The organism is Helicobacter zhangjianzhongii (assembly GCF_030249855.1).
In the GTDB taxonomy this organism is placed as follows: domain Bacteria; phylum Campylobacterota; class Campylobacteria; order Campylobacterales; family Helicobacteraceae; genus Helicobacter_B; species Helicobacter_B zhangjianzhongii.
This window is the reverse complement of the sequence record NZ_JANURN010000009.1, coordinates 1-22,148: the sequence shown is the minus strand read 5'-3', so window position 1 is coordinate 22,148 and position 22,148 is coordinate 1. Positions and strand designations below refer to the sequence as shown.

At 45.9% G+C, this 22,148-nt stretch carries 22 protein-coding genes; 4 read left to right on the top strand and 18 right to left on the bottom strand.

Annotated features, from left to right (window positions below; genetic code table 11):
- Positions 1-4: 4 nt before the first annotated feature.
- From tmk to NYG90_RS08800, 14 genes are all read right to left on the bottom strand, one after another.
- On the bottom strand, positions 5-610 hold the full coding sequence (tmk, locus tag NYG90_RS08865) for a dTMP kinase (RefSeq protein ID WP_285264952.1): 606 nt from the start codon (positions 608-610) through the stop codon (positions 5-7).
- The gene (coaD, locus tag NYG90_RS08860) at positions 601-1,089 is read right to left on the bottom strand and encodes a pantetheine-phosphate adenylyltransferase (protein ID WP_115012396.1); all 489 of its coding nucleotides are present in this window, start codon (positions 1,087-1,089) and stop codon (positions 601-603) included. Before coaD ends, tmk begins: the two co-directional genes overlap by 10 nt.
- The gene (locus NYG90_RS08855) at positions 1,086-1,736 is read right to left on the bottom strand and encodes a UbiX family flavin prenyltransferase (protein WP_285257433.1); all 651 of its coding nucleotides are present in this window, start codon (positions 1,734-1,736) and stop codon (positions 1,086-1,088) included. Before NYG90_RS08855 ends, coaD begins: the two co-directional genes overlap by 4 nt.
- Positions 1,737-1,754: 18 nt before the next feature.
- A complete protein-coding gene (locus NYG90_RS08850; protein WP_285257434.1) occupies positions 1,755-4,550 on the bottom strand; it encodes a phosphoenolpyruvate carboxylase in 2,796 nt (931 codons plus the stop codon).
- 33 nt (positions 4,551-4,583) lie between these two features.
- Positions 4,584-5,420 (bottom strand): flagellar motor switch protein FliY, encoded by an 837-nt coding sequence (fliY, locus tag NYG90_RS08845; RefSeq protein WP_285264951.1) that lies wholly within the window; start codon positions 5,418-5,420, stop codon positions 4,584-4,586.
- Positions 5,421-5,472: 52 nt separating this feature from the next.
- Positions 5,473-6,540 carry a flagellar motor switch protein FliM gene (gene fliM / locus NYG90_RS08840; RefSeq protein ID WP_115012392.1) on the bottom strand — a complete coding sequence of 356 codons (1,068 nt, stop codon included), beginning with the start codon at positions 6,538-6,540 and terminating at the stop codon, positions 5,473-5,475.
- Complete coding sequence (locus tag NYG90_RS08835; RefSeq protein WP_115012391.1) at positions 6,540-7,229, bottom strand: RNA polymerase sigma factor FliA; 690 nt, start codon at positions 7,227-7,229, stop codon at positions 6,540-6,542. The genes fliM and NYG90_RS08835 overlap by 1 nt, the downstream gene beginning before the upstream one ends.
- Positions 7,226-7,570, bottom strand: coding sequence for a hypothetical protein (locus NYG90_RS08830; protein WP_115012390.1), 345 nt, complete (start codon positions 7,568-7,570; stop codon positions 7,226-7,228). The genes NYG90_RS08835 and NYG90_RS08830 overlap by 4 nt, the downstream gene beginning before the upstream one ends.
- Before the next feature lie 9 nt (positions 7,571-7,579).
- On the bottom strand, positions 7,580-8,440 hold the full coding sequence (locus NYG90_RS08825) for a P-loop NTPase (RefSeq protein ID WP_285257436.1): 861 nt from the start codon (positions 8,438-8,440) through the stop codon (positions 7,580-7,582).
- 9 nt (positions 8,441-8,449) lie between these two features.
- Complete coding sequence (flhF, locus tag NYG90_RS08820; RefSeq protein WP_285257437.1) at positions 8,450-10,018, bottom strand: flagellar biosynthesis GTPase FlhF; 1,569 nt, start codon at positions 10,016-10,018, stop codon at positions 8,450-8,452.
- A 33-nt stretch (positions 10,019-10,051) separates the two neighbouring features.
- Complete coding sequence (gene folK, locus NYG90_RS08815) at positions 10,052-10,897, bottom strand: 2-amino-4-hydroxy-6-hydroxymethyldihydropteridine diphosphokinase (RefSeq protein ID WP_285257438.1); 846 nt, start codon at positions 10,895-10,897, stop codon at positions 10,052-10,054.
- 52 nt (positions 10,898-10,949) lie between these two features.
- Entirely contained in the window at positions 10,950-11,255 is a 306-nt protein-coding gene (locus NYG90_RS08810; protein WP_285257439.1) for a hypothetical protein, read from the bottom strand.
- 203 nt (positions 11,256-11,458) lie between these two features.
- Positions 11,459-12,949 (bottom strand): penicillin-binding protein activator LpoB, encoded by a 1,491-nt coding sequence (locus tag NYG90_RS08805; RefSeq protein ID WP_285264950.1) that lies wholly within the window; start codon positions 12,947-12,949, stop codon positions 11,459-11,461.
- On the bottom strand, positions 12,943-14,979 hold the full coding sequence (locus tag NYG90_RS08800) for a transketolase family protein (protein ID WP_285264949.1): 2,037 nt from the start codon (positions 14,977-14,979) through the stop codon (positions 12,943-12,945). The genes NYG90_RS08805 and NYG90_RS08800 overlap by 7 nt, the downstream gene beginning before the upstream one ends.
- A 62-nt stretch (positions 14,980-15,041) precedes the next feature.
- Between NYG90_RS08800 and NYG90_RS08795 the strand changes: the two genes are divergently transcribed.
- From NYG90_RS08795 to dnaK, 4 genes are all read left to right on the top strand, one after another.
- Positions 15,042-15,200, top strand: a complete 159-nt coding sequence (locus NYG90_RS08795) for a hypothetical protein (RefSeq protein ID WP_181814303.1) — start codon at positions 15,042-15,044, stop codon at positions 15,198-15,200.
- A 172-nt stretch (positions 15,201-15,372) separates the two neighbouring features.
- Complete coding sequence (locus NYG90_RS08790; RefSeq protein WP_285257442.1) at positions 15,373-16,167, top strand: hypothetical protein; 795 nt, start codon at positions 15,373-15,375, stop codon at positions 16,165-16,167.
- 27 nt (positions 16,168-16,194) lie between these two features.
- Positions 16,195-16,779 carry a nucleotide exchange factor GrpE gene (gene grpE, locus NYG90_RS08785; RefSeq protein ID WP_285257443.1) on the top strand — a complete coding sequence of 195 codons (585 nt, stop codon included), beginning with the start codon at positions 16,195-16,197 and terminating at the stop codon, positions 16,777-16,779.
- 21 nt (positions 16,780-16,800) lie between these two features.
- Entirely contained in the window at positions 16,801-18,687 is a 1,887-nt protein-coding gene (gene dnaK, locus NYG90_RS08780; RefSeq protein WP_285257444.1) for a molecular chaperone DnaK, read from the top strand.
- 282 nt (positions 18,688-18,969) lie between these two features.
- On the opposite strand, the gene NYG90_RS08775 is transcribed toward dnaK, so the two are convergent.
- The 4 genes from NYG90_RS08775 to NYG90_RS08760 form a co-directional block, all read right to left on the bottom strand.
- Positions 18,970-19,119 (bottom strand): hypothetical protein, encoded by a 150-nt coding sequence (locus NYG90_RS08775; protein ID WP_285257445.1) that lies wholly within the window; start codon positions 19,117-19,119, stop codon positions 18,970-18,972.
- A gap of 97 nt (positions 19,120-19,216) precedes the next feature.
- Positions 19,217-19,342 (bottom strand): hypothetical protein, encoded by a 126-nt coding sequence (locus NYG90_RS08770; RefSeq protein WP_285257446.1) that lies wholly within the window; start codon positions 19,340-19,342, stop codon positions 19,217-19,219.
- Between the two features lie 15 nt (positions 19,343-19,357).
- Positions 19,358-19,987 carry a class II aldolase/adducin family protein gene (locus tag NYG90_RS08765; protein WP_285257447.1) on the bottom strand — a complete coding sequence of 210 codons (630 nt, stop codon included), beginning with the start codon at positions 19,985-19,987 and terminating at the stop codon, positions 19,358-19,360.
- A gap of 9 nt (positions 19,988-19,996) precedes the next feature.
- On the bottom strand, positions 19,997-21,763 hold the full coding sequence (locus NYG90_RS08760) for a toxin-antitoxin system YwqK family antitoxin (protein ID WP_285264948.1): 1,767 nt from the start codon (positions 21,761-21,763) through the stop codon (positions 19,997-19,999).
- Positions 21,764-22,148: the final 385 nt, after the last annotated feature.

Below are 22,148 nucleotides of genomic sequence, written 5' to 3'. Positions count from 1 at the left end.
GATTCTAGCGCGATCTCATAGCGTGCGTGATATGCGCACAAAGCTCTTGCGTGATTGTGGCTATGTCGTTTGCAGCATTGATGTGTATGGTGTGCTTAGCAGTGTTGCAAGCAGCGCGGATAATGCGATCTTGAATATCTAGGAGATACTCTATACCGCGTGTTTCTATGGTATCTTTAGTCTTTGTGCTTAGGCGATCTTGCAAAGTAGCTTTATCAATCACAAACACAAAGCACAGATCCGGCACGATCCCTTGTGTGCTAAGGAGGTTTATGCTGCTAGATTCTGGCAGGTCTTTGGCATAGGCGATCCCAGATATGAGTGAGCGATCGGCGATGATTAAGCGATCAAGATTTGGCTTAATGACTTTGGCGATATGCTCGGCGCGATCCGCTAGGAATAAGAAAAATTCCGCTTCTTTGCTAATGGGGCTGTGGCTAATGAAATCACCGCCTGTATGATGTGCGTGTAAAATGATGTCCCTAAGTGTCGCACCAAGTGCGCTGCCACCGGGCTCTTTGGTGAAAATCGCTTGCGGGAAATGCTCGCGCAAGGCTGCTATTTGCGTGCTTTTGCCGCAAGTGTCTATGCCTTCTAGTGTTACATACATTGTGTGCGCTCCAAAATGTAGTGAAATACGGATTCTGGGATTAGGTGGGAGATTTTGCCATTATGCTCTAGGATATTGCGCACGATAGAGGAGCTAATGAAAGCGTGCTGCAAGGTCGGCATAAGATAGATAGTATCAAGCTGTGGGTTTAGCGAGGTGTTGGTATAGCCCATTTGCAATTCGTATTCAAAATCACTCACCACACGCAAGCCACGGATTAGGAATCTAGCATTGTGCGCTTTGGCAAGATCAGCAAGCAGCCCACCAAAGGAAATGCAAGCAACATTGCTAAAATCTTTTGTAGCAAGCTGTGCCATTTCTAGCCGCTCTTGGACGCTAAATCGCGGATTTTTTGACGCGGAGTGTGCGATAGCAACAAGCACAGAGTCAAAAAGCTCGCTACTGCGCTTGATGATGTCTAGGTGTCCATTTGTAAGGGGATCAAAAGTGCCCGGATATATGCCAATTGGGTGCTTCATCTCTTGTCTTTTTTGGAGCTTTTTGTGCTGCTTTTTTGGGGGGCGGATTGTTTGACAGGGTGCTTATCTCCTTGCTCGCCCCAGCGCGTGTAGAGAGTATTTGGGATATGCAAAATATCTAGCCATTTGCCATAGAGAAAACACTCCATTTCTTGGAGGTTTTTAGGATAAGAGTAGTAGGCGATGATGGGCGGGGCGATGATTACTTGTAGCATTGCTAGCTTGTGGAGATGCTCACAGGCAATGGCATTTAGAGGCATTTCCCTAGGGGCTAGCAAGAGAGTTTTGCGCTCTTTTATCATCACGCTTGCTGTGCGTGTAAGCAGCGTATCGCTAATGCCACAAGCAATTTTAGCAAGTGCGTCCATACTTGTAGGGATAATCGCCATAATCTCTGCGCCAAAGCTCCCAGAAGCCACCGGCGCGCCGATGTCATCATCACTCCAAATCCGCACATCTTCGCGCACAGCTTGCAAAGTGGATTCTAGCTGCTTGGCATTAAGCCCTAGCTCGTATTTGGCGCATTCTATCACGCCCCTTGAGATGATGATATGCACGCTAAAATCCTTTGGCAAATGCGCCAAAAAGCCTTGGGCTAGCTGCACGCCACTCGCCCCACTAATACCTAAAATAAACTTCTTTCCCACTAGAATCCTTTTTCAGCTTTAGCCTGTGTTGCGCAAGCCCTGTGCGATGCCGATGATTGTGGAGTGGATTTGCTCCATTAGGCGTGCGCGCTTGGCTTCATAGGGGGTGCTTAGATATTGCTTGATAAGCTCAATTTGCAAGAGATTTAGCGTCATCACAGAATCATTGCGCAAGAAAATGGACTTTTGCAAAGTAGGCTCATTATCAAGCAAATTGCTCTCTTGGCGGATAGCAAGGAGCATTTGGGCGGTTTTGTCGTATTCTTGTGTGATTTGACTCCAAATCGCTTGGGCTATGGCAGGGTCTTGCACGAAGTCATTATACTGCTTGGCGATACATAGATCCACTTTCAAAAAGGCTTGCGAGATATTGCTAATAGTCGCGGCGAAAAATTCGGATTCTGCGTAGCATTCTTGTAGGGCTACTAGATCCACGGCACTAAGCGCACTGCCTAGCCCATACCACGCGGGGATTATGGAGCGATTTTGCGTCCAAGCAAACACCCACGGGATCGCGCGTAAATCCTCCACTCTTGTGGTGTCTTTGCGCTTGCTGGGGCGAGAGCCTAGGTTTAGCTGCTGGATAAAAGCTAGCGGCGTGGCGGCTTTGAAATAGTCGATAAAGCCTTGTGTCTCATACACGAGCTTGCGATAGGTTTTGTAGGAAATATGTGAGAGCTGCTCCATAAGCTGCTTGTGCTGGGCGTTGATAGAGCATTTTGCAGCGATTGTGGGCGTTGTAGCGAGATTTTCCTGTGCGCAAAACACATCATAGCTTGTCTTTTTAAGCAGGGCTGCCATTGTGGTAGAGAGAAAAAACTGCGCTGAAGAGCTATTTAGGTATTTAGAGCTAATGACCTCGCCTTGCTCTGTTGTCTTTAAAAACCCTTGCACGCTTCTAGGTGGAGAGGCTAGCAAGGCGGATTCTAGTGTGCCTCCGCCGCGGCTCACACTCCCGCCTCTGCCGTGAAATAGCACAAATCCTACGCCAAGCTCGCTCTCTAGTGCCTTTAGCTCTTGGATCGCGCCATAGAGACTATAATTGCTCGCAAAGATCCCGCCATCTTTACTAGAATCCGAATATCCCACCATAATTTCTTGCTGCATACCAAGATCGCGCAAATAGTGCGAGTAGTGTGGGTTTGCCACAAGTGTGCGCATAATCCCACCCGCGCGGTTTAGATCATCAATCGTCTCAAAAAGCGGCGTGATAGCAATGCGTGCGCGTAGCTTGTCTTCTTGTGTGCTATCCATACTAGAATCCACTTTTGTAGAATCCGCCTTTGCCCCTATCATCTCTTGCGCCGCTCTTTTGCTTGGCTTCCAAAGTCCGGTCTGCTTGGCAAACCACAGCACACAAAGCAAATCGCTCGCATCAGTGGTCATTGATAGGATAAAGGTTTTTAGGATATTTTCGTTAATGTATTTTTTCCCCCAAGCTATGCGCATAAAAATTTCAATAACATTTTGCGTGCTTTCACTTAGCTGCTCTTGAATCGTGCCTAGCTCCATTTTAGGGCGTGCTAGCGCGGCATTTAGCACCTCTATCTTGCGCTCTTCTTTATAGCGCATAAAGTCATTATCACATAGCCCAAGCAAGCACAGAATCTCACTAAGTGCTTGGGCGAAAATATCCTTATGCTCTCTAAAATCTAAGCGCATAAGGTGAAATCCACCCAAAAGCACAAAATGTCTAAATTGGCGCAAATATTTACTAGAGATGGTATCAAGGCTTTCTATGAGCATATCTGCATCATTGATCAGCTCTTGTGGGCAGGAGTAGGTGTGCATAATCGCGCTAGGAGCATTGACATAGACAAGGCGATTTTGGAGCTTTTTTATCATTATATAGAGTTTGGCGCGGATCGGCTCGCTAGCGCAGCCTTGCGCGGTTTTCTCATCAAGGATTGCAATATCTTTTTGAATGGATTTGCTAAGTCTTGGGGAGAGCTGCACGCAGTCATTATGGATAGATAGCTCACGCACAAGTCGCTCTAGCTTTTTGATATAGAATTTGATGATGAGTTTATGCTGGATTTTCATCACTTCAATCATCAAATCATTTGTAACAAATGGATTCCCATCTCTATCGCCGCCTATCCAGCTTCCTAGGCGTATGGGGGAGTGCTTGAGCGGGTGATCTAGCATAGTTTCGATGTATTCAAGCACTTTTTGGCTTGAAGGTAAGATAGAGTTCTCTACGATGAAAAGTAAATTATCTAGCTCAAAAAGCACTTCGATTTTTTGCGTGCGCACGAGATTGGTCTGCCAAAGTAGGTGGAGGCGGTATAGGATATGGTCTTTTGCCTTTGTGTCCCCTAGCTCAAAGATCTTGCGTAAATCTTGCGTGATCTCAGAATGTGCTTCTAAAAATGTCCTACGCCTAGATTCTGTGGGGTGGGCGGTAAAGACGGGGTAGAAGCAGATGGATTCTAGGATTGTATCAAGATCTTGCCTATCAAATCCCTTGTGCAAGAGATCATCATAGGCATCTTGCATACGATCTAGAGGCTTTTCTCGATTGATATTAAATCGCTCTTCTACAATGTTGATTAGGATATTGTAGAGCGATAGGGCTTTGATGATTTCTAGTGTTTTACCAGCGCGATTGATGATGTGCAGCTCTTCGCGGATAGCTTGGAAGTTGGATTGATCTTTGGTGGTGTTGGTGCTAGCTTGGAGCTTGGAGTGTAATGATAGAAAAAAGTCGCACACTTCTTTATCAACTTGCTCTAGCATTTCTATCATAATTTCACGGATAAATTGGATTTCTTTATCAAGTGATTGCTTATCTAGGGTTTTAGCATAGCTCATATCTCCTCCTTTGTAGCGTTTAGGATAGCAAGATTAAGAGCCTCTAAGCTGCTCTAATCGCTCGCGCTTTGTGCCTATATCTGTGATTTGTATGCCGAAGTTTCCATCGACAATCACCACTTCACCTTTGGCTATGACTTTATCATCAATAAGCACCTCTAAAGGATCATTTGCTAGCTGATTAAGCTCTACAACGCTGCCTATATCCATAGAGATGACATCTTTTAAAAGCATCTTTTTTTGCCCTATGCGGACTTTAACGGTTAGTTTAACATCAAGCAGCATACCGATATTGCGGATTTCATCGGGGTGGAGCATTGAGCGTGATTGACCATCACCCATAGTATCTGCTTGACCCTCGCTCGCATCTGCCTTGAAGAGCTGCAAAAATGACGGAGACACAAGGAAAAATGTATTAGAGTTGATAGAATTAAGCGAGAAAGAAAACTCATAGGCTTCTGTAAAACCGCCAAGCGAGTTAGCGTTTTGTATGATTTCTATTTTTTGTGGGGCGAAGCTGATTTTAGGAAGATCTTTTTGCGATCCCATAGCCGTAGATACCGCGCCTAGAATGTTAGAGTTGATTTCTTTTAGCGCGTCTAGATCATCACTAGTCGCTTCTGGCTGGCTTTGTCCATCGCCCCCTAGCATAAGGTCTGATAAGGCGGTGGTAAGATCGATTGGATTGATTATGGCTATGGTGCCGATAGTATCACCTGTGAAGCTGATGGTTGTTATCGCGCAAGGAAAATTCTTCACCAAATCAGCCACAGCCCCGCTCTTGACATTTGCGATAGTAGGTGTGCTGCCTGTGAGCCCTTCTATGGTTTGTGTCGCTTCTTGGGCAAGAAGTTTGATGAATTGTTCCATTTATAATCCTTTAGCGTGCGTTACAAAAGTGGATTCTAGCATTTCTACTCTATCATTCTTCTTCATCATCGTCTTCTTCATCATCGATTTTGTTTTTACGCTGGGTTTCGAGCATTTCTAGAATCTCTTTGACCTTGTCTTTTTCTGTCAGGATTTCTTCTTGGATCTTTATGCTCTTGCGGAATCGTTGCAAGCCAATAGTGGCAAGGTATTTATCTCTGCCATCAATGCTTACAATCACATCATTGCTCGCAGTTTCATTAAGCCGTATGACATCGCCACTTTGGAGATCTAACACTTCTTTTAGGCTTAGATTTGTCCCACCGATAAAGGCTTCTACATTGACATCAGCCCCCCCGATTAGAGCTTGCAGCTCTTTGTTGCGAGACTTTTTGCTGCTAGTTTCACCTAGCATTAAATCCCTGCTGCCAAGGCGTGGTAGCACGGTTTCAAGCGAGATGACAGGATAGCAAATATTGATCATACCGCTACTATGCCCGATGATAAGCTCCATAACCACCATAATGACAATTTCATTTTGCGCCACGATTTGCACGACATTGGGGCTTGACTCTTTGGCATCAATACTTGGGAACATATCTGTTACAGAGCTCCACGCGTCCTTTAGTGTCTGCATAATCTGGCGCAAAATCGTATCAAGCAAATTGATCTCAATATCGCTAAATTCTCGTGAATTATCATAAGGATCGCCCTTACCGCCTAGAAGCCTATCAATCATAGGGAAGACAATGCTAGGATTTATCTCTAAAACCCCTGTGCCATCAAGAGGCTTCATAGAAAAGACATTAAAGCTCGTGGGGCTTGGCAGACTCATTAGAAACTCACCATAAGTCATTTGATCGACACTATGGAGCTGGATTTCTACAATGGAGCGCATAATCGCTGAGATTTGGCTAGAGAGTGCGCGAGCCATTTTGTCGTGGATCGAGCGGAAAGCACGCAACTGCTCCTTGCTAACGCGATTTGGTCGCTTGAAGTCATAGAGCGTTACGGACTTTTGCGGGAGAATATCTTGCTTTTGGAGTGCCTCATCGCTCTCGCCATCATCGACAGCTTCAAGTAGCGCATCAATTTCTTCTTGACTTAGTATATCAGCCATTATCTTTCTCCCAAGCTATTGCGGATTTTTTTAATCACTTCTTTGGTGATTTGTGAGATTCTGGATTCTGTGATGTTTAGGATCTCTTTGATTTCGCTCAAATTTAGCTCCTCTAAGAAGTAAAGCTGGATAATGAGCTGCTCGCGCTTTGAGAAGCTTTTTAGGACATTGTGGATTTTTTCTATCAATTCTTCTTTTTCTAGTTTGTCGATGATATTGGTAGGCTCCATTAGGTTGTATTGCTCATCGATTGGCACTAGCATATAAATATCTGAAGCGATCTTTGCTTCTTTGATCTTTTCCACGCTCTCGCCAAGCACACTAGAGAGATACTCATCGCTTGGCTCTTCTTCGTGCTCATTGAAGTATTTACTCACCTCTATATCAATTGCCTTAATAAGCTTGCGATTGGCGCGTGAGATGACATCAAGCGAGCGCAAGTAATCAAGCATAGCCCCATATACGCGCGATTTAGCATAGCCCCAAAAGGAGTCATTCAAGCCTTCATCATATCGCCTAGCAAGCTTGATAAGCTCCTCTGTGCCAATAGAGATAAGCTCGCTTACTTCAAGATGAGATGGTAGCCGCTCCTTCATACGATATGCCATAGCCTTGACAGCCGGGAGATATTGTATCGCTAGCTGATCTTGGGAGAATTGCTTCTCATTTGCATAGCCGTTGCTTCTCACTTTTGCGCCTTTTTCTTGGAGACTTCTTTGTCTTCTGTGAAGTCAAAGTTACTGATAAACTGCCTAATGGCACGCGCCTGCCGCTCTGTTTGATCAAACTCACTATCAAAATACTCTAGCTGTCGCTCGATAAGCTCCTTATTAGCAAGCATAGAACGCTTAGGCTCTATGATATAGATATATATCGCTGCCATTGTGAGTGAGATCAAATACATAGAGATCGTTACGACAATAGTCATAAAGAGCATATGCTCTGGCTCTTCAAATTTCATAATCCCAATGGCAAGCCCTATGAAAAAGCCCGAGACAACAGAGAGATTGATAAAATTTGATACACGCATAGTAGTCCTTTACAAATATCCTAGCAAACGCTTAAAAAAGCTTCCAATGCTTTTCTTAGGTGTGTTAAGCATATTATGTTCCACTTTGTTGATGAGATTTTGCGCGATCTCTTGCATTGTGAGTGAGAAGATATTGTGTGGCTCGCTCTGGCAGATGAGCTTTCTGTGTAAAATCGCCTTTTTTACCGCGGCATTATGCTCAAAGCCTCCAAGAAGTGTGAGCGAGAGATTGGGGATATTTGCCTTAGCGACATTAGCGATTGTGGTGAAAACTTGATTGATTTGATTGCTTGAAGAAGCCATATTTACAAGCATCATACATTCATTAGTAAATTTTGAACTCACCTTTAGCATAGCATAGGCATCGGCTTTGGCACTTGGCTCTGGGGTAGTGATGACAATGATATGATCGCTTGCTTGCAAAAATGCCTGCGTCAGCGTGCTAATCCCAGCTCCTGTATCGACTATCACATAATCAAAGAGATCCCAAATCGCCGCCTCACTAGCAAAATCTGCAAGCATACTTGAAGCAGAATATTTAAGGATCTCCTCCCCACTATCGCCCGGGATTAGATATAGCCCTTTGCTAATCTCATAGACCACTTCTTTAAAATCCGCCTGCCCTTTAAGCGCGTGCAAGATATTTTTCTCTGTTTTTACGCCAAAGATTAGATCAAGATTTGCTAGCCCGATGTCTGCATCAAAGACCCCGACTTTGTATCCTAGCTTATTAAGCGAGTAGGCGAGATTGGCTGAGATATTGGACTTACCTACACCGCCCTTGCCTGAAGTTATGGCGATGAATTTTGCGGTGCTTTTTTTGCTATTTTGCATCATAGATTCTAGGTTGGCGGCTTGATTTCTCTGCATATTAGCTCCTTATTGGGCTTTGTTAGGGTAGAAAAACCCACCAATAAGACAATCGGCTAAATACATATTATCTGCTATCACAACATCGCTTGGCACCTCCTGCCCTATGGTTAGGTAGCTTATGGGCTTTTTGGTCTCATACACAAGGGAAAAGATATTGCCAAGCCCGCGCGCTTCATCAAGCTTGCTAAAGATGAAAGTATCTATCCCAAGCTCGCCAAAGGCAGTGTAAGCGTCCTTTAGATCTTCGTATTTGGTGCTAGCAGATAGCACAAGTGTTACATCAATTTTATAGTCATCATTGCGGATAAATCGCTTTAGCTCATTGATTTTCTCTCTATCGTGCTGGGAGTGTCCAGCAGTATCAATCAAGATATAATCACAATAGCTTAGAGCTTCGATTTTGTTGATAAAATCATCACTCTCACTCACAGAATCTATGCTAATGCGCATTTTTCTCGCATACCACGCGAGCTGCTCCATAGCCCCGATACGATAGTCATCAAGCGTGATAATGCCTACCTTTTTCTTCTCTGGTAGGATCTGGGAATAGCGTGCTGCAAGCTTTGCTAGGGTAGTCGTTTTGCCCACCCCTGTGGGACCTACTAGCATAATGATCTTTTTGCCCACGCTATTTTCCTTGCGGCAGTAGATCATCTTGCGTAGCACTTCGCGGAAGTAGCGGCGTATGGTTTGGCTCTGCTCGCGCATTTTTAGCGGCATAAACTCTAGGCTTAGTCGCATAATCTCTTCTAAATGCGCCTTATTCATACCGCTATTTTTAGCGATACGATAGATTTCGGCAAATTCTTTGGGGATTTCTATGCCCATATTTTTGGGGGATTTCTCGTCCCACAGGGTGTTTTGTATGAGCTTGACTTTGTCATTAAGCTTTTTTAGCTCATTTTGAATGTCTTTGATACTGCTTGTATCATCAATGGGCGTGAAAGTGGCTTTGACAGCTGGGGTGCTTGCCTCTTTTGTCTCTAAAGTGGATTCTAGCTCTGGGGTTTGCTGTGTGGATTCTAGCTCTGGGGCTTTGGATTCTAGGCTTTGTGTTTGGGCTTTTTGGGGGGTTGTGTTTGCATAGCCTTTGGGGATTTTGGGGGTGGATTCTAGCTCGGCTAGCTCGATAGGCTTGCTTGCTTGGCTCTTTGCCTTTTGGGCTTCTTGGGCTTTTGCTAGAAGCGCGGAGGCATCTGGCATAGAGGTAGGCAGCCCTGCTAGCTTGCTGATCTCGCGCACAGTGTTTGATAGCTCGATGGTTACATCATCATCAAAGATATGGCTAAGGCTGCGCTGCTTTTTTTTCGCGGCGATTTCTTTCTCTGCTATGGCTTCAAGGCGTTTTTGGATACTATTGTTTGGCAGGGGCTTGGCAGTCTCTTCCGGGGTGTCTTTAGGCTGTGGCGTGATAGCATCTTCTACCCCTACCACTAGCTCATAGAGCGCGCTTTGATTTAAGCTCTTTTTGCGCACTTCTTGGGTCTTTAAAATCATCGCATCATCGCCTAGCTCATCGCGCGCCTTTTTGAGAGCTTCTGCTGGTGTCTCTCCTGTGAAAGTAAAGGTCTGCACAGCTTACTCCTTATAGATTGGTGGATTTGGATTCTAGCATTGCCATAGCACAAAGCCTAGTGGAAGTAGCACAGAATCCCGCGTGTGAAATTGCTTATGTGGGATTGTAAGATACGCTCGCTTTATAATCACTTTATCATAGAAAATTATATCAATATCAAGCGTTCTAGGCGCGTTTTTAAACGCTCTTTTTCTCCCCCTGCCATATCGCCGCTCTAGGTAAAACACAAGCCCAAAAAGCTCGACTATGCTTAGGCTCGTAGCAAGTGTGATAATGGCATTGTAGAAATGGGGTTGATTGGCGTAGCCAAAGGGCGGATTACGCAAAATCGGGCTTGTAGCAAGCAAGCTGCAATGCCTATTGCGCGTGAGAGAATCTAGCAAATGGGCAAATCGCTTGCAAATCGCCTGCTTTGTGCCGAGGTTTGCGCCTATGCCTAGCGTGATGATGTGGCGGTGCGTGGCAGGGATCTTGCGGTGTTTGTGTGGCGAGATTCTAGGGCTTTTGGTGGGGGGGAGATGGATTGCTGGCGTGGTGTTGTAAAGGGCGTGTTTTGTGAGCTTGTGTGCTGCGTGGGCGTGGCTTTTGCGTGGGGTAGGGCTGTGGGCAGTGCAGGGAGCTTTGCTAGCGGCGATTGTGTGGCTTGCTTGATAGCGCAAGGTGGCAGAGTGCTTGAGATAGCGCGGGCTTGTGCGTGGGGTGTGCGTAGGGAAGCTAGGAGCTAGGATCCAGCCCACACTAGAATCCGCGTTTGTATCGTCATTGCGAGCCTTTCCCTGCAAGGCGTGGCAAAGCGTAGCTTCTTTAGAAAACAAGGGATACCGCTCGGCGATAGCCGATGTTTCTTTAGAATCCATAGTCAAAATCCTAGAATCCACTTTTTGCTCCTTTTATCCTAGAATCCACTTTTTATATTAACGCCTTTTCTTGTCATTGCGAGACTTGCGCTAGGAAGTCGTGGCAAAGCGTAGCTTCTTTAGTAACCCATAGTAAAAAAGTGGATTCTAGTGTGGATCGCCACGCGGTGCAAGCACCGCTCGCGATGACAGAAAGGGCGTCATCGTTAGAATCCACTTTTGAAAGCACCACCGCAACTCCTAGAATCCTAGAAGAAGATAATCGTGTCTCGTGTGAAAAATCCGCCCCCTTGTCATTGCGAGAGAGCAAAGCGACCGAAGCAATCCATTGCTTTTTTTTGTCATTGCGAGCCTTGCCCTGCAAGGCGTGGCAATCCATAGTTAAAATCCTAGAGTCCACTTTTTGCTTTTGTTCATATTTTCTAGGATTCTAGGAATTGCAGTGGGGCTGTGGTTGTTTTGCACGATTTTTGGGGCAGAGCTAGACTAGAGGTCTGCGGTTGCCCAAAAAATCGTGCAATCAATCGCATTGCCTACCCAAAGCCCAATCCCCCCAGCCCCAAAGCCAACGCGTAGCACCGCCTACCATACCGGGAGCAAAAATCCCACCCCCACATTAAACGCCCCGATACTCGCCCAGCTTTTATCATCTTTGCCATTCAACAAATGCCGATAGCTTGTCTCTAGTGATACATATTTAAAGCTTAGCATAAGCCCTATCTCCCAAAATGGGAAGAGATTATCAAGCTTTTGGTTGATGACATAGCCCCCGACACTTTTCATACTAGAGCCTACATCTTTGAGTGCGCCTCCACCCACAAAGCCAACTAATGCCAAGCTATTATCACTACTTGAGATCGCATAGCCCACGCGCGCCCCACCGCCAAAGAGCTTATGATCAAACTTTAGCCCTGTAATATCCACGCCCTCCCAGCTGCAATATCCATAGCTATTGCCTGTGCAGGTAAATTGATAGGGCGAGTCATAAGTTTTAGCCTGAAAGCCGCCATAGAGCACATCAGCACTGAGATATATGCCATTTTTCTGCCGATACCATAGCCCAGCTTTAAGCATATACACTGATGAAATATCTTTGGAGTATTCCCCATCAGTATAGTGGATAAATCCCTTGCCACTACTGCTACCGCTGCTAGTAGTTGGCTTAGAGCTATAAGGCGTAGGAGCCATATTCGCACTCCCTCCGCCAAAGCCAATGTCCGCGCCCACACTTAGCCCAAATCGCCCATCTCTCGCCTGTGCTTTTGCCTTTTTCTCTTGCTTTTTTTGCTCTTTTAGTGCGCGCTTGATATAGGCGGCGTTTTCACAGGCTTGGCGATTGCCCAAATCACACGCTTGCTTAAAAAGCTCTTGCGCACTCTCATAATCGCTAGAATCTAATGCCGCTTGCGCCTCTCTCTCACAAGCGATCGCATCGCCGCCCTCACAAGTCCCAGCCCCTAGCTTGCTAAATCGCGCGACTTGGGATTTATCAATTGCCTTGGCGATGTTTTCTTCATCGTCCCATACTACTCGCCCGCTTTTTAGGTCTGTTAGCACAAAGAGAAAGTCATAATCCACTCGCACCTTATCGCCTACACTTTTTCTGCGCTCGATGATCTTGCCACTAAGCGAGTAGTTTGGGGCTAGGAGTGTGCCATCTTCTTGGGTGGTGTATTGGTTGAAGCGTTTGTCTTTGGTAAGCTTCCTAGAATCTGTGATTAAGCTATCGGTGCTAGAGCCGCTGCCGGCTATGGCGTTTGTAAGGGTAAATTTCTTGCTCTTGCGCAATGTGCGCGTGATCTTGCGGCTCAAAAACTCTACATCAATATCTTCTTGCGTTAAGTTGTGTAAATCGGCTATGGCTAGGATCTTCTGCCCTTGTAGCTCACGCACGAAGCTAGATTCTAGGAGCTTGGTTGAGACTTTTTCTACTACGGATTCTATATCGTGGCGATCGATACCTATGGAGCTAAAGTCTTTAGAGTCTGTGATGTATTGTGGAGACTTTTTAGCGTGGGCTAGGGCTAGCACAAGTAGCACACCTACACAGATCCTAAATGCGTGCTTTAGCATAGAAGCTCTTTTGCAAGATCTTGGGCGACTCTAGTGATATTTTCTGCGCTAAGCCCAAAATGTGTGAAAAGCTGCTCACCCTTAGCCGACTTACCAAAGCTTTTTAGCCCTAGCACAAAATCTGCGAAGCGATACAGCTCATCGCCCCTAGCGGCTTCTACGGCTAGCACTTTGCCAGCAAAAAGCTCTTTGTGGTAGCTAGGATCCTGCTCACACAAAAGCTCAAAGCAAGGCATACTCACCACGCGCGTAGGCACACCGCTAGATTCTAGCAGCTCTTGGGCTTGTAGGCAGAGTGATACTTCACTGCCGCTTGCAAGCAGGGTGATTTGCGCTTGATTATTTAGGCTAGAATCCTGCTTGATATACGCTCCCCTTTGCGCTTGGCTCTTTGCCACAGGGGAGAGCACAGGGAGATTTTGGCGTGAAAGCACAAAGGCACTAGGCGCGCTAGATTCTAGGGCTACTTGCCAGCAAGCGATGTTTTCATTCGCACAAGAGGGGCGGAAGAGAAGGAGGTTTGGCATAGCGCGGAAGTGGCTTAGCTGCTCGATTGGCTGATGTGTCGCGCCATCTTCACCCACGCCGATAGAATCGTGCGTGAAGATATAAAACACCTTTGCCCTCATAATGCTAGCGATCCGCACGCTCGCACTCATATAATCGCTAAAGACAAAAAATGTCGCGCAAAATGGCAGGAAAAGCCCGTAATTGGCAAAGGCATTGCAAATCGCGCCCATAGAATGCTCTCTAATGCCAAAGTGGAGATTATTGCCACTAGGGAAATCGCTAGAATCCAGCAAGGCAGTGTTGTTGCTAGGGGCGAGATCCGCGCTGCCGCCGATGAAGTTTGGCAGGGCTTTGGCGATGGCATTTAGGATCTTGCCATTGCTTACGCGCGTGGCTAGGGAGTCGCCTTGCGTGAAAGTGGGGTAGGAGATAGAATCCACTTTTTGCTCTAATGGCGCGGTGAGTGTCGCTAGCATAGCCTTTGCCTGTGGGCTTAGAGCCTGCTCCCACAAGGCTTCTAGGCTCGCGCCCTTTTCCATACAAGCGCGGAAGACAAAGCCCACTTCATCACTGATAGCAAAGCTTCGCTCGCTTATGCCAGCTTGCTTCTTGGCTTTGGCGATAAGCTCTGCGCCTAGCGGTGCGCCGTGTGTTTTATGGCTGCCCTCTAGCTCTAGCGCGCCCTTGCCTATGGTGGTCTGCGCGATGATAAGGCTTGGCTTAGGGGAGACTTTGGCGGATTCTAGGGCAGAATCTATGGCTAAAAGATTATGCCCATCGCACTCAAACACGCTAAAGCCCTGTGCCTCAAACCTCGCGCGCACATTTTCGCTAAAGGCGATTTGCGTGCCGCCCTCTATGGTTATGCCATTGCTATCATAGATGATGATAAGCTTCTCTAGCTGGTGTAAGCCAGCAAGCGAGCAAGCCTCATAGCTAATGCCCTCTTGCAAATCCCCATCGCCACACAGGCAATACACATAATGATCCAAAATAGGCTTAGATATGGGCTTGCTAGAATCCACATCGCTAGAATCCACTTTTTCACACGCTCCATTTTCACACGCCGCACTAGAATCCACTTTTTCTAGCATAGCATTAGCGCGCTTTTGTGCTAGAGCAAATCCCACGGCGTTGGCGATCCCTTGCCCTAGTGGTCCTGTGGTGATCTCTACTCCGGGCGTGTGGGCAAACTCCGGGTGTCCGGGTGTAAGCGAATCAAGCTGGCGGAAAGCTTGCAAATCTTGCACACTCACTTCAAAGCCCCATAAATGCAGCAGGCTATACACAAGCGCACTTGCGTGCCCACCGCTAAAAACTAGGCGATCGCGATTGAGATAGCGCGGATTTTTGGGGTTTAGGCGCAAGTGATGAGATAGCACGACTGCTACTTCAGCAAGCCCCATAGGCGCGCCGGGGTGTCCGCTATTAGCCTGCTGGACAATATCAGCACAGAGATAGCGCAGCTCATTTGCGGCTTGGGTGAGTAGGGGGAGATTTTCATCAGTGATAGCAGACATATAAGATCCTTGCAGTGAAATAGCCTCTAGAATACAGCTAGAATCTAGCTGTAAGCAACTATATGGATTCTAGGGTGGCTTTGGGTAGGCACGCATTGTGCCGAAAAATCCTTATGATATTTCTTAAAATTCTATTGCTTAATGGGGGTGCGTTGGCGTATCGGCGTGCGTGTAGTGCGCATACGCCTAGTGTGAGTCTAGGGAGAATCGCGCTATATTGATTCTGTATAGTAAAGAATAGTTAGCCTTTTATGCTAATAAAAGTTTATACTACTAGACTAATATTTGCCATTTTTTAGCAATCTTTTTAGATAAATGCTAATTTCATTTACTTTTGTGGGTTAGAATTTCGCCCGTTGTAGTAACAAGGCATAAGGCTTCAAGGATTGTGCTATGCAGAAGAAAGAATTCTTGCTTAATCATTTGATCAAGCAATATGTCAAATGCCACGAGCCTATTGGATCAGAATCGCTAAAGAGCTGCTTGCAGGGGAAGATCTCTTCTGCGACTATTCGCAACTACTTTAAGATTCTAGGACAAGAGGGCGTGATCGTGCAGACGCATATTAGCTCTGGGCGTGTGCCTACGCGCGCTGCTTTGCGGAATTATTGGCGAGAAGTGCTGCAGCCCACACGCCTTGAACCTGTGATTGATACTACGCGACTCCACTCCCTATGTGATGAGTTTGGGCTCACTTGTGCCTTGCGTGTCGCAACGCCTCAAAAGCTCTTGCGCGTGCTGGAGGTGGAGGCGGGTGAAAATGGCGCAATTGTGCTGGTGTTTGAGCGCGATTGTGTCGCTATCCCCTTTGTGGCTTCTATGGCGCGATTTTGTCAAGAGCTTGTGGGTGTTGGTATCAATGATATACAAAGGATCGCCCAAGATGTATGCGCCAATAGCCTAGCCCAAGCGTTAAAAGCACTGCAAAGTGTGGAGAAAACGCGCTTTTTTGGTCTAGGGTTTTTGGGCGAGATGTTTGCCAATGCACCTCAAAGTGCGCTTGAGATGATTAGCGGGGATTTGTTTATCAAGCTTGATAGCTGTGTGTATTTCCCAGATTCTAGCGATTATCTTATCATCGCGCATTCTGCGTGGGTGCAGGGGCAAGAGGCAAAAATGCTTTGCATTGGGCGACTTGACCAAGACTATGAGAGCTTTTATGAAGCCCTAGAGTCGCAAGCTTCATAGGGATAATTTACTTTATAAGGAGTGTGTATGCAAGATGAATCAAAAGATGAGCTACTACAAGAGTCGCACGCTGGGATGCACGATAGCCAAGAGCAAGATCCTAGCGAAGCTACTCAAGAGGTAGCAGAAGACTCACTAGAATCTAATGTGGATTCTAGTGTGGAGCAAGAATCTAGCGTGCCGATTATGCAGCAAGCTTACAAAGAGCTTGAAGAAAAGTATATGCGAGCGTATGCGGATTTTGAAAATGTCAAGAAACGCCTAGAGCGCGAGAAAAATCAAGCCCTAGAATATGCGTATGAAAAAATCGCCAAAGACTTGCTGCCTATCTTAGACGCGCTAGATAATGCCAAAGCCGCCGCCAAGGAGCATAGCGCGATTTTAGAGGGCATAGCTCTCGTGCAAGATAATTTCCTAAAAATCCTTAGGCGCCACGGCGTAGAGGCGATTGATACAAGTGGGGAGTTTGACCCGAACTTGCACGAGTGTATTATGCAAGTGGCAAAGCCAGAGGCACAAGATGGGCAAATCGCCCAAGTAATGCAACAAGGCTATGTGTATAAACAACGCACCCTGCGTCCAGCGATGGTAGCAGTGGTGAAAAACAACTAATCTCAACATAAAGGACACAAAATGGCAAAAGTAATTGGAATCGACCTAGGGACGACAAACTCTGCAATGGCAGTATATGAAGGCAATGAGGCAAAAATCATCGCCAACAAAGAGGGCAAAAATACAACGCCTTCTATCGTGGCATTTACCGATAAAGGCGAGATTCTCGTAGGCGAGCCGGCAAAAAGACAGGCAATCACCAATCCGCAAAAGACAATCTACTCTATCAAGCGTATTATGGGGCTTATGCTTAATGAAGATAAGGCAAAGCAAGCCCAAGAGCGACTGCCCTATAAAATCGTGGATAGAAATGGTGCTTGTGCGGTAGAAATCGCGGATAAAACCTATACGCCTCAAGAAATCTCGGCAAAGATTTTGATGAAAATCAAAGAAGATGCCGAGAGCTACTTGGGTGAGAGCGTTACAGAAGCGGTGATCACTGTGCCAGCTTACTTCAACGACTCTCAACGAAAAGCCACCAAAGAAGCTGGCACCATCGCTGGGCTTAATGTGCTACGAATCATCAATGAGCCTACTTCTGCCGCGCTTGCCTATGGGCTAGATAAAAAAGAAGCTGAAAAAATTATGGTCTATGACCTAGGCGGTGGGACATTTGATGTAACCGTGCTAGAAACAGGCGATAATGTCGTAGAAGTGCTTGCCACAGGGGGCGATGCGTTCCTAGGAGGCGATGACTTTGATAATCGCATTATCGATTGGGCAGCGAGTGAGTTCAAAGATGAAAGTGGCATTGATATTAAGCAGGATATTATGGCGTTGCAACGGCTTAAAGACGCCGCAGAAAATGCTAAAAAGGAGCTTAGTAGCGCGCAGGAGACAGAAATTAACCTGCCTTTTATCACCGCAGATAGCAGCGGACCAAAACACTTTGTCAAAAAGCTCACGCGAGCGAAGTTTGAGAGCTTGATTGATGATCTAGTGGAAGAGACGATCAAAAAAATCGGCGCAGTGATTGAAGATGCAGGACTTAGCAAGAGCGATATTAGCGAAGTGGTGATGGTAGGCGGAAGCACCAGAATCCCAAAAGTGCAAGAAAGGGTCAAAGACTTCATCGGTAAAGATTTGAACAAATCTGTAAATCCTGATGAGGTCGTAGCGGTGGGCGCGGCGATCCAAGGCGGTGTTTTGAAAGGCGATGTCAAAGATGTGCTACTACTTGATGTTACGCCACTTTCACTAGGGATTGAGACGCTTGGGGGCGTGATGACACGCGTGATTGATCGCGGCACCACGATCCCTGCTAAAAAGGCGCAGACTTTCTCCACAGCTGAAGATAATCAGCCAGCCGTTACAATCCGCGTGCTACAAGGCGAGAGAGAGCTAGCTAGGGATAATAAACTGCTAGGGAATTTTGACTTGCAGGGTATCCCGCCAGCCCCACGCGGTGTGCCGCAGATTGAAGTAACCTTTGACATTGATGCCAATGGGATTCTAACGGTATCGGCAAAAGATAAGGTAAGTGGCAAATCCCAAGAGATCAAAATCACCGGCTCTAGCGGGCTATCTGATGCAGAGATCGAAAAAATGGTCAAAGATGCCGAGCTTCATAAAGAAGAAGACGCCAAACGCAAAGGCGCGATAGAAGCGCGTAATATGGCAGATTCTATGGTGTATCAAACAGAAAAGACCCTAGGCGAGATGAAAGACAAGCTAGAATCTAGCGAAGTAGAGAAAATCAACACCGCCCTAGAAGAGCTAAAAGCAGTGCTCAAAGATGAAAACGCCACAAAAGAGCAAATCGATGAGAAGCTAAAAGCATTGACAGAAGTGAGCCATAAGCTCACAGAAGCGATGTATGCCAAAGAAAATCCGCAAGGAGCGCAAGCGCAAGGAGAGCAGAAGAAAAAAGGCAAAGATGATGATGTGATTGACGCGGAAGTGGAGTAAGATTGATGACCCACTGCCCTAAGCGCGTAGATACGCGCTTACTAGGCTTGTGAGTGTCTTTGGCTTAGATCGCTCACAAGCCGCTACATTATCCCCAAAGCAAGAGATTTAAGAGATTGTAAATAAGCTAAAGCAATGCTACTACCTTGCAATCTCTAGCGCACTAGATCTAGCTCCCTAAACCCACTAGAATCCACTTTTACTCTATTGTTTTACTCATTGCAAACACCACAAAGCTAGGTGCGGTAGCGATTGTGGAAATTTATAGGGCAACTCCAGAGCCTAGAATCCACTTTTTGACATTTTTGGCGTTTTACATTTCTTGCTTTTCCTAGAATCCACTTTTGATACTAAACGCTTTTTTCTGTCATTCGGGTCCGCTTTAGCGGCGTGGCAATCCATAAAAGAAAAGTGGATTTTAGCTTTTACCATTCTTGCCTAATCCCTAGAATCCACTTTTGACAAAACGCAAATGGATTGCCACGCCGTATTGGCACACGGCTCACGATGACAGAAAAAAGCTTACTTACTAGAATCCACTTTTTGAAAATGGATTGCCACGCGGTGCAAGCACCGCTCGCAATGACAGAAAATAGGCGTTGCTCTTAGAATCGCGGCTTTGTGAAAAAGTGGATTCTAGGGACAAAGGGAGCAAAAGTGGATTTAGTGCCTAGATTTCAAAGCGACTTTCATCAGCATAGCTTTGGTCAAGCAGGTTGTTAAAATGCAGAATCTTGCAGCTATTTTCTACCACAGCTATAAGCTTGACAAGCGCGGAGAGATCGCGCCCATAGCCATAGATCCCGCAGCCTTTGAGCAGGACAAAGTTTGCGGGATTGGTCTTAAAGTAGCGCACGATGTCCGTATCTGCTCGCTCATAGAGTGTCTCATACTCTTTAGAATCCAAAATTTTGCTTTTGCTCCCAAGAATCCTATGCCCTAGATAATCAATGGGCTTTATTGTGTCGTGATTGAGTGAGTATGAAGTCGCATAGGGTGCGTGGGAATACATCACAAAGCGTGCTTCTAGAAAATTGCGATAAATATTTGCGTGGATAAAGCTATCTAGGCTTGCTTCTTGCCAGCGATAGTCTTCTTTGTCGTGAAGTGTGATAAAGGAGTCATTGGTCATTTTATCTAGCAAGGCATCTTTGCGATTGATAAGAAAGCTATTGGCACTAAGTCGCGCGGAAATCGAGCCATAAAACACACCAAGCAAGCCACTTTGGCATAGAGAATGCGCCACATTAGCAAGGTGGCTAATCACAGGGGAGTTGATGTTTTTTGTATGGATATTCATAAGTGTCCTTTAGTAGTTTGGCAAGACTTTTTGGCGTCTTTTTGCCGCGGTATTGGGGAATGCCTCATCAAAAATCATATCTTGATTGGTATGGGGAAAAGAGTAGATGACTCTGCCATTTTTGTCATAAAGTGTGCCTTGGATCATTGTGTCTTCTATATAGTGGTGCTCAAACTGCAAGCTACCATCTGGGAAAAAGCCCTTTTGTATCGTGCGCTCTTCACTCTCTAGCACGACGACCTCACTCTCTAGCGCGCCATCTCTGTAACTTTGCGTGATGGTTTTGGCGGGAGACTCTTGGCTTTTTGTCAATAGCTGTCCTTGTGGAGTGTAGTGCCAAGTCGTTTTTACAGGAGAGCTGGCATTGTAAAGGACTTTAGATTCTAGGAGCGCATCTTGTGTGTAGTAGGAGATACTTGCTTGTGTGGCAGTGATTATACTATCACTTGCTAATACGCCATTTTTATAGAAGATTTGCACGCGCTTTTGATGAGGGTCTTTTGTGATTTGCAAGGCTACTTGCTGGCTATTTGCATAGTGCCATAGCTCTTGTGTGTCGGTGTGCTGGGATTGAGTGATGGTGCTGGATTTGTCTTTAGGTGCTATGGAGTAGTAAATCGCTCCATTTGCTTCATAATTTTCATAAGGAGAGATAAGCACGCCAAATTCATAATGGGATTTATACATAGGGGTTTCTTCTGGGTAGTTATATACAATTTCTTCGCCGTGTAAAAGCCCATTGTGATAATGCCGAGAGATTTTGATAATGGCATTTTCGCCATAGGTTTGGGTTTGCCCTTGTAAGACATCGTTGCGATAGTATTGTTTAAAGACAATATTGCCATTGGCATAGCCTATGGACTCGCCTTGCTTCTTGCCATAGTGGTAATGCGTGAGAGAGTTGGTGTTTTTGTAAGTGGCACTATCTGTGAGATCTAGAGCAGTCTCTAGCGTGCCGTGTAAAATGCCATTGTAATAGGTCTTAGAGCTAATGGGCGTGTCTTGGTAGTATAGGATTGTTTTGCCGTGCTTTTTGCCATTTTTATAGCTGCTTTCAAGCCGTTTATCTGGCGGGATATGGGTGATGACTATGCCATCTATTTGCCCATCTTTGTAGGGGATTTCGCGTGCGACTTGCCCGTTTTGATAAGCGGTGCTAATCCCATCTAAAACCTCTCCTTTAAAGCTCAATCGTGCGCGTAAATCACCTGTGGGTCCGTAGAGCTCCACAAAGGTAAAGCCAGAATCAAGTGATTTTTTAGCCGTGATATTTTGATGACTATCTTTGATTGTTGGGGTGTTTAAAATGTCTTTTGCTTTGATATTGAGTGGCAGTGGAGTAGAATCCACTTCTGTTAAATCTGCCTGATCTGCTATGGGCTGGGAGAAGTCTGTGGAGGTGGATTCTAGGGCTTGTGTGGATTGTGTGGATTGTGGCGCGCGCGGATTTGGTGTGCTGGGCTTTTGTGTGGTTGTGGTGCTTTGGGTGTGCTGACTAGCTTGTGTAGTGTGTATTGGCTGGCTTTTGACTTTTGCCTTGGCTGTGGGGAGAATTGGCTTTTGACTTTTGGCTTGGCTGTGGGAGCGAATTTGGCTGGGGGTTTTAGGTGCCTTGGTGGTGGGGGCAGGGATAGTGGAGCGAGAAGCTTGATTTTGTTTAGTTGGCTTGGTCTGCACGCAAGCTTGCAAAAGCCAGCCCATAATCACCGCAAAGCCAAGTGCAATAATCAGCGTGGATATGGGATAAGGATTGCTAGGTGTGTTTTTGTGGCTCATTGCATACTCCAGTCTAAAAGCGTGATATGAAAGTGTCTGTGGCTACATTATAACAAATTTATTTATCGACTAGGCGCACGCTTGGGTGGTCTTTGCATAAGATATAAGGATCTTGTGGCTTATGATATATGGGTAGTTATCTTTATTTTGGGGTGGCGTTTATGTCTATAATTATATTTGCTTTGGTGGTGCCAAGTAAATATTGCGGACAATTGCGGACAAAAGCTTTGTTTTACCATTATTTTATACTTACTCCCTCTCCCCCCATCTCTCCCACATATTTTTCCACTCGCTTCAGTTATATTTAAGTAATGAATTTGTAATATTCTGCTTCCCAAAATTCATAGCATTTAGCTTTCTTATCTCAGCCTTTATCATATGATTA

Coding starts and splice junctions, on each gene's coding strand:
- tmk (WP_285264952.1), bottom strand. CDS start 610: ATGTATGTAACACTAGAAGGCATAGACACTTGCGGCAAAAGCACGCAA.
- coaD (WP_115012396.1), bottom strand. CDS start 1,089: ATGAAGCACCCAATTGGCATATATCCGGGCACTTTTGATCCCCTTACA.
- NYG90_RS08850 (WP_285257434.1), bottom strand. CDS start 4,550: ATGAGCTATGCTAAAACCCTAGATAAGCAATCACTTGATAAAGAAATC.
- fliY (WP_285264951.1), bottom strand. CDS start 5,420: ATGGAACAATTCATCAAACTTCTTGCCCAAGAAGCGACACAAACCATA.
- fliM (WP_115012392.1), bottom strand. CDS start 6,540: ATGGCTGATATACTAAGTCAAGAAGAAATTGATGCGCTACTTGAAGCT.
- NYG90_RS08830 (WP_115012390.1), bottom strand. CDS start 7,570: ATGCGTGTATCAAATTTTATCAATCTCTCTGTTGTCTCGGGCTTTTTC.
- NYG90_RS08825 (WP_285257436.1), bottom strand. CDS start 8,440: ATGCAGAGAAATCAAGCCGCCAACCTAGAATCTATGATGCAAAATAGC.
- NYG90_RS08810 (WP_285257439.1), bottom strand. CDS start 11,255: ATGGATTGCCACGCCTTGCAGGGCAAGGCTCGCAATGACAAAAAAAAG.
- NYG90_RS08805 (WP_285264950.1), bottom strand. CDS start 12,949: ATGCTAAAGCACGCATTTAGGATCTGTGTAGGTGTGCTACTTGTGCTA.
- NYG90_RS08800 (WP_285264949.1), bottom strand. CDS start 14,979: ATGTCTGCTATCACTGATGAAAATCTCCCCCTACTCACCCAAGCCGCA.
- NYG90_RS08795 (WP_181814303.1), top strand. CDS start 15,042: ATGGATTCTAGGGTGGCTTTGGGTAGGCACGCATTGTGCCGAAAAATC.
- NYG90_RS08790 (WP_285257442.1), top strand. CDS start 15,373: ATGCAGAAGAAAGAATTCTTGCTTAATCATTTGATCAAGCAATATGTC.
- grpE (WP_285257443.1), top strand. CDS start 16,195: ATGCAAGATGAATCAAAAGATGAGCTACTACAAGAGTCGCACGCTGGG.
- dnaK (WP_285257444.1), top strand. CDS start 16,801: ATGGCAAAAGTAATTGGAATCGACCTAGGGACGACAAACTCTGCAATG.
- NYG90_RS08775 (WP_285257445.1), bottom strand. CDS start 19,119: ATGGTAAAAGCTAAAATCCACTTTTCTTTTATGGATTGCCACGCCGCT.
- NYG90_RS08765 (WP_285257447.1), bottom strand. CDS start 19,987: ATGAATATCCATACAAAAAACATCAACTCCCCTGTGATTAGCCACCTT.
- NYG90_RS08760 (WP_285264948.1), bottom strand. CDS start 21,763: ATGAGCCACAAAAACACACCTAGCAATCCTTATCCCATATCCACGCTG.